The organism is Microbacterium sp., assembly GCF_029263575.1.
Taxonomy (GTDB): domain Bacteria; phylum Actinomycetota; class Actinomycetes; order Actinomycetales; family Microbacteriaceae; genus Microbacterium.
The window spans coordinates 1-6,075 of sequence record NZ_JAJUFV010000164.1 but is presented as its reverse complement, the minus strand read 5'-3'; the positions used below and the strand labels follow the sequence as shown (position 1 = coordinate 6,075).

9 protein-coding genes and 3 tRNA genes are annotated in these 6,075 nt (G+C 64.4%); all 12 read right to left on the bottom strand.

The window, feature by feature from the left end; translation table 11 throughout:
• Positions 1 to 1,077, bottom strand: a 1,077-nt coding sequence (locus tag Q1J95_RS13515) for a DegT/DnrJ/EryC1/StrS aminotransferase family protein (RefSeq protein ID WP_300268416.1), incomplete at its 3' end; no start/stop codon positions are given.
• Positions 1,074 to 1,913 carry an asparagine synthase-related protein gene (locus Q1J95_RS13510; protein ID WP_300268414.1) on the bottom strand — a complete coding sequence of 280 codons (840 nt, stop codon included), beginning with the start codon at positions 1,911 to 1,913 and terminating at the stop codon, positions 1,074 to 1,076. The genes Q1J95_RS13510 and Q1J95_RS13515, both read right to left, overlap by 4 nt.
• The gene (locus Q1J95_RS13505) at positions 1,900 to 2,877 is read right to left on the bottom strand and encodes a DNA cytosine methyltransferase (RefSeq protein ID WP_300268412.1); all 978 of its coding nucleotides are present in this window, start codon (positions 2,875 to 2,877) and stop codon (positions 1,900 to 1,902) included. The genes Q1J95_RS13510 and Q1J95_RS13505 overlap by 14 nt, the downstream gene beginning before the upstream one ends.
• Positions 2,878 to 3,002: 125 nt before the next feature.
• A complete protein-coding gene (locus Q1J95_RS13500; RefSeq protein WP_300268409.1) occupies positions 3,003 to 3,569 on the bottom strand; it encodes a hypothetical protein in 567 nt (188 codons plus the stop codon).
• A 254-nt stretch (positions 3,570 to 3,823) separates the two neighbouring features.
• A tRNA-Thr gene (locus tag Q1J95_RS13495) sits at positions 3,824 to 3,898 on the bottom strand.
• 72 nt (positions 3,899 to 3,970) lie between these two features.
• Positions 3,971 to 4,049, bottom strand: a tRNA-Tyr gene (locus Q1J95_RS13490).
• Between the two features lie 172 nt (positions 4,050 to 4,221).
• Positions 4,222 to 4,293, bottom strand: a tRNA-Met gene (locus tag Q1J95_RS13485).
• A gap of 139 nt (positions 4,294 to 4,432) precedes the next feature.
• Positions 4,433 to 4,819 carry a hypothetical protein gene (locus tag Q1J95_RS13480; protein ID WP_300268406.1) on the bottom strand — a complete coding sequence of 129 codons (387 nt, stop codon included), beginning with the start codon at positions 4,817 to 4,819 and terminating at the stop codon, positions 4,433 to 4,435.
• Positions 4,820 to 4,833: 14 nt separating this feature from the next.
• On the bottom strand, positions 4,834 to 5,163 hold the full coding sequence (locus Q1J95_RS13475) for a MazG-like family protein (protein ID WP_300268403.1): 330 nt from the start codon (positions 5,161 to 5,163) through the stop codon (positions 4,834 to 4,836).
• 132 nt (positions 5,164 to 5,295) lie between these two features.
• The gene (locus tag Q1J95_RS13470) at positions 5,296 to 5,490 is read right to left on the bottom strand and encodes a hypothetical protein (RefSeq protein ID WP_300268401.1); all 195 of its coding nucleotides are present in this window, start codon (positions 5,488 to 5,490) and stop codon (positions 5,296 to 5,298) included.
• Between the two features lie 14 nt (positions 5,491 to 5,504).
• On the bottom strand, positions 5,505 to 5,792 hold the full coding sequence (locus Q1J95_RS13465; RefSeq protein ID WP_300268399.1) for a hypothetical protein: 288 nt from the start codon (positions 5,790 to 5,792) through the stop codon (positions 5,505 to 5,507).
• A gap of 49 nt (positions 5,793 to 5,841) precedes the next feature.
• Positions 5,842 to 6,075 (bottom strand): hypothetical protein (locus Q1J95_RS13460; RefSeq protein ID WP_300268396.1); only part of this gene is annotated, 234 nt, incomplete at its 5' end.

Genomic DNA, 6,075 nt, shown 5'->3' with positions numbered 1-6,075 from the left:
CAACGGGTGTCGCTCGTCGAACAGGATCACCGAGTGCCGGACGATGAACCGTGCCACGACACAGCTCTCGGGATGATTGCCGTACACCGCGTCCTCGCACAGCGCTGCCGTCTGCCAGCGACCAGCCGGGAGTCCAGCCTTGCGCAGCTCGTAGACGACGTCATCGGGACTGATGCGCGCCGGGAGTCCGATCCGGTACTTGTGGTACGTGTGATCGCGCCCATCTGTCTCCGGCGTGACAATGCCGGGAACGTCGGCAAGGATGCTCGTCAGGAGCGCGCCGTTCTCTCGCGCACGATCCTGCACGGCTGGCAGCGCGGTCAGTGAGCGCACAGCGAGGAACGCGCTGATCTCCGGGAGCCGGAAGTTGCCGCCGATCTGGGACGATCGATACGGTCGCAGCTCGCGGGTGATCTCGTCCTCATCTTCACCGAACGTGCGGAACGATCGTGCGCGCTCGTAGATGTCGGCGTTATTCGTCACGAGCAGTCCACCATCGCCAGCTGGCATCGCCTTCGAGCTGTTGAGACTGAACGCGGCGAAGTCACCGATACTGCCGACCATGCGATCGTCATCGACCCACGCGCCGTGCGCTTGGCACGCATCTTCGATCAGCGCGACGCCCCAGCGATTGCACAGCGCGCGGATACTGAGCACGTCAGCCACGAGTCCGTGCAGGTGCACGAGCACGACCGCTTTCGGGTTGTGCGCGCGACGCAAGGCAGCTTCGAGCGTTTCCGGCGTCATGTTGTAGGTGAGCGGGTCCACGTCAGCGAACACGACGCGCGCGCCGAGCATCAGGGCTGGCATCGCCGAGCCGGAGAACGTCAGTCCCGGCACGATCACGTCATCCCCCGGCCCGATGCGAAGTCCATACATCCCGGCGAGCAGCGCGTTGGTGCCGCCGTTCGTGCTGAGCGCGTAGTGCGTGCGCACGATGCGCGCGAATCGTCCTTCGAGTGTGCGCTGCCACTCCCCGTTGACGCCGGAGAGCTTGCCGTGATGCAGCATGTCCTGCAGCACCATGTAGGTATCCGGCCCGAAGTGCGGCCATGTCTGCAGCGTGTGCTCGCTCATTGATCGTCCTCCGATGTGATGTCGGCGTACAGATGCGCCATTGACTTGCGACCGCGGCGGTTGATCGCCGGGTCATCCAGTAACGTTGCGTGCCAGTCGCGGAGACCGCTGTTCACCTGCATCGGGCTGTTCGTGCGACGCCAGCGACCGCGTGACCAGAACTCGGGAAACGCGCGCATGGCGATGCCCTTCTGCACCGGGCGATTGATCTCGCGCGCATCGAGTGACAGCGAGTACGTCGCGAACGGCTCCATCACGAGCGGTTCGAGCAGCGCGACGCCCGACCATTGCGCGGCGGTATGCATCGCCCATGTGCCGTTGCCGTCTTGCGTGTACCCGGGTGTGAGGTTCTTGCGACGATACTCGCGGAATGCTTCTTCGCCTTGCGTGTTGAGGATGATGCCGCCGGTTCGGTTGTCCTCGATCACGCCGCCCGTGCCGCAGTACGTCGCGTCGAATCCGGCGTGAGCGATCGCGCGCGCCATGTACCACATCGGGTGCGCGCACTGGACAGCCGCCTTGCGGGTCGTGCCGAGTCGCGCGACGATCTCGCGAATATCGCGCACGAGGCTCTCGTGATCTCGTGGCAGGTCGATCACGTGCAGCTGCAGCTCGAACGTGTCGCACATGAGCTGTGCGACGCGCAGATCAGTCCCGGCCACGCCGCCGATGCTGTACGTGTAGCAGTCCGGCGTGCGACCGAGCGCGAGTGCCGCCGACAGGATCGCTGCCGAGTCGGTGCCGCCCGAGAGCAGGATCGGCACGTCGGGGAGCGAGGACATCACGTCAAGGAACAGCTCGCGCCAGCGCTGCGCGGTGCGATCAGTCGCGTGCATCGAACACCTCCCGCGCGATCGTGCTCGCCACCGCGTGCATCATCCGGGGCGGCACCGATCGCCCGATGCGCTCCCAGCGCTGTATCATGGTGCCGGTTAGCTCGAAGTCGTCGGGGAAGCTCGCCAGCCGTTTCAGCTCGATCTCGCGGAGCTTGCGCTTGTGAACGGGCGTGCGTGTCGTGATGCGCTCAGCGCTCGGCACGTGCTCGGCGAGCTGCCAGCCGAGGTCATCCGCGCCCATATCCGGCACCGCTTGCCGGATCGTGTAGCGATAGGGCAGCGGCTTCGGGAACACCGGGTCGCGCTTCATGTCCTCGCGCACGCCGACAAAGATCAATCGCTCGCGCGCTTGCGGGACACCGAGCCATTGCGCATTGAGCAGCCGCGCCTCGACGCGATAGCCGCGATCCCTGAGCGCGCGCAGGATCATCTTGAAGTAGCCCTTTGCGCTGCCCTTGACGAGTCCCGACACGTTCTCCGCGACAAAGACCTTCGGTCGCAGCTCGTCCACGAGTCGCGCGTACTCGAAGAACAGGTCGTCGGCGCGCTGCACCGTGTCGCTGTAGATGTTCTCCTTGCCCCAGCCTTCGTGACGTTTCCCGGCTGTGCTGAACGGGCTGCACGGCGGCGAGCCTTCCAGCACATCGATCTCGCCAATGTCCTTGCCGATCGCGTCCAGAATCTCTGCTCCGGTGATCTCGCGCACGTCGCGCGGATCGATCAGCGTGTGCGGGTTGTTCGCGCGATACGTGTCACGTGCTGCTTCCACGAACTCGCACGCGATCAGCGCGCGATAGCCAGCCATGCGGAAGCCGAGACACGAGCCACCACAGCCGGAGAACGTCGAAACGATGTCGAGTCCGTTGTGCGGCATCGCGTCGATCTCGCGCATGCTCATCACGCGATAGGGCGGCTGCGCGGGGTCGATCTTTGGCGCTGTCTCGACGAGCTGATCACGCAGCACCCACCAGTCCGAGTAGTTGCCCGAGCCGGAGATGCCGCTGGCCGTGATCGTCGGGGCAGGTGCGTCAATGCTGACGCGCTCGCCGTGCAGGAACGATCGCGGCGAGCACAGGCGCTCGATCCAGATCATTTCGGCTTACCGCTCCACTCGTAGCCACATTTGGGGCAGCAGTATTCGGTGTCGAGATCGTCGTCAAAGCTCGGGAAGTCGTCGGGCGTCGCGGTATCGTCGTCGTCGTCATCGCGCAGTGTCTCGAGGATCGCGCCCAGCTCGTCATCGAAGAACAGGCCCGAGAGATCAACGTCCTCGTCCAGCATCTTCTGCAGCGCGCTCGCATCCCAGCCGGAGAGATCGGTCGTGCGGTTATCCGCGACCGCGTATTGGCGTTTCTGCTCGTCCGTCAGTCCGGTCACGCGCACAGCGAGGATCGCCGGTTCACCGTTCGGCGGCGGCGGCCCCAGCTCGCCCGTTTCGCGGTTGTACTCGCGCACGTGCTCGATCCCGGCTTGCGCGGCGGCTTCCACGACGCCGTTCCCGGCGATGATCTCGTTGTGCTCGTCGATCACGATCGAGCGCGCCGGACCCACGAGCTGCAGCATGTGCTGGATCATCCCGATGTTGCGAGGCGTGTGACGTCTGGGGTTGTTCGGGTCGTGTTTCAGCTGCGAGATGTGCGTAACGGGTGCTGTCACCGGCAAGGCTCCTTGATAACGTTTCGTATCCACCTAGCTACTAGGATACCACGGTGGATACCGGATAAAGAAAGAACCCTGCCCTCGTGTGAGGACAAGGTTCTCTCTGGCCATTCGGGTCACGTCGCGGAGGTCGCGCGGTCAGCGGTTGAAGATTCCCGCGCTCGCTCGTTGTCGCGCCCTCGAACCGGTTTGTGCCGCTTGCCACAGCCCTGCCGGAACAGGAGGTCAGCGCGTCGGTACATCACTGACCTTGGAGCCGGTAGCAGGACTCGAACCTGCGTCCAATCGCTTACAAGGCGATCGCTCTGCCGCTGAGCTACACCGGCGAGATGATCGCGCCCCGCTCCTGCACGGTCACCAGTCCCGAATCGATACCCATGCAGGAACGCGATCATCGGTGGGCGAGTGAGGAATCGAACCTCAGCAGCCGAAGCGCCTGATTTACAGTCAGGCCGGTATCCCTGTACCAGCTCGCCCTCAGCAACCACTCCGCGATCCGGCAAGTTGGCGGCACGTCCTTCGCCGGTACCAGCGCGCGGCGAAGTCCGTAGCCCGGATCACTAGGCAGGTTGCTCAGTCTCCCATCGCCTGACGACATCGGCGCGTCCGGCCTGTGCGATCGTTTCAGGTCATCACAGGCAATGACCGATAGCGGAGAGTGGATTCGAACCACTGCGCTGCGACGTATGAGGCCGCTGCTCTGCCACTGAGCTACCCCGCTGCACCCCCGAACAGCTCGCGCGAGCTGTATTCCGGACTCGGGGGAAGTCCGGGCCGTCATGCAGGAGCGCCGTGCGCGCTGTCGCGTCCCTGCCCTCCACCGGCCTGCCACCCATCGTAGCATGGTGGATACGTGTTGGCTACTGTCGCTGGGCTTCGAGTGCTTCGAGCACGCGCGCATCGTAAGCCGCCTTTCGCTCGTCGGCTGCGCGCTTCTGCCGGTGCCCGACGTAGCTCATCACGGCGAGTGCGAGCGCGATCGCGCCCCAGATCGCCATGTCGCCATACGTGCCGCTGACCGCGAACGCCGGGAGCGCGGCGAGCACGAACGCGATGAACGCACCGCGCGGGGCCGGGATCGCGATCGCTGAGCCGACGAGCCAGATGAGCGCGACGAGCACGCCGACCGCCCCGGCTTCGGCGGTGTCTTGCTGACCGACTGCATCGCTGATCGCGAAGATCGTGAACGCTTGCAAGCCCATCGGGATGAGCAGGATAAGTCCGAGAATGGTTACGGCGATACGCATGTGATGTCTCCTTGCTAGAACTTCGCGCCGTGCCGGAAGCCCCGGCCACGGTTCTTCTGCATCTTTCTCTCGATGATGCTGTCCAGATCGATTCCGAGATCGTGCGAGAGATCGGCGGTGCGAATGATCACGTCGGCAAGCTCCTCACCGAAGGCATCCACGTCGCCGGTTTTGCGCACCTCGTGCAGCGCTTCGCATACCTCGTCGATGATCAGGATCAGCTTGGTCGCTGTCTTTTCTGTCTCGCTGATGCTCTGCGGGTTGTCGAACCCGTTGGCGCGACTGATCTCGCGACACTCAGCGGCGAAGGCGTTGAAGTTGTATCTGGTCGTCGTGTCGGTCATCGATGCTCCTGAGATGCTGCACGGCGCGCGAACGAGCCGTGCAGCGCTGATACGATCTCACCCCATGTGTTGATATGGCTCCGTGCCATATCGCGCGTCTTGCGCCGTTTCTAGGCTCTCAGCACCCCCCTTTCACACGAGCACCGGACGATCAGCGAGCTGGCACGCGATCAGTGTCGGGCGACTCACCTCGACCGTGCCGCCGTCGCGGAGCACGAGCTTCGGGAAGCGCAGCGCGTGGCCGATCACGCGCGCGGTGTAGATGTCGCCGGACTGCGTTTGTACCTTCACGGTATTGGCGATCTCGTTCGCGTCATAGGTCGTCATGCTGTGTCTCCTCTCTAGCTCGCGGCTGTCGCGACCAGTTCGTGATAGATCGCGCTGGTTTCTTCCTCGATGCCGAGCACCTGCGCGGATTCGATGATTCCGCGCATGCGCCGCCGCGCGAGCCGTGCTGTCGCGAATGCGCCGTCAGCTTCACTCTGCATCATCTTGCCGTATTGCTCGTCCAGTCCCGGCTGCAGCTCGCTCACGAGCGCGCTGATACCCTCGTGCTCGTTGCGCATGATCTGCTGGTGCAGCGCGTACAGTCGATTCGCCAGCTTGGTTGCGTCGTGTCGGGTGGTCATGTCTCGTGCCTCCTCTGGCGCCCGGACACTCCGGGCGCCCATCGTGGTGTTACTCGACGGTGTAAGCGCCGTCCTCGGTCAGGACGCGGTGTCCGTGCCGGAGCGGTGTCCGCCGCTCCTCGACCCCGGCGACCCCGTACTCGAGGAACAGCGGTTCGGCGTCGGCCTTGCGGATCGCGATCTGCCGGGCGTGCTCGGCGTCCCGCGCCTCGACGATGTAGTGCATGCCGGTGATGCCGTGGACGTCGCGGTAGTCGATGCTGACGGTGTAGAACGTCGTCTT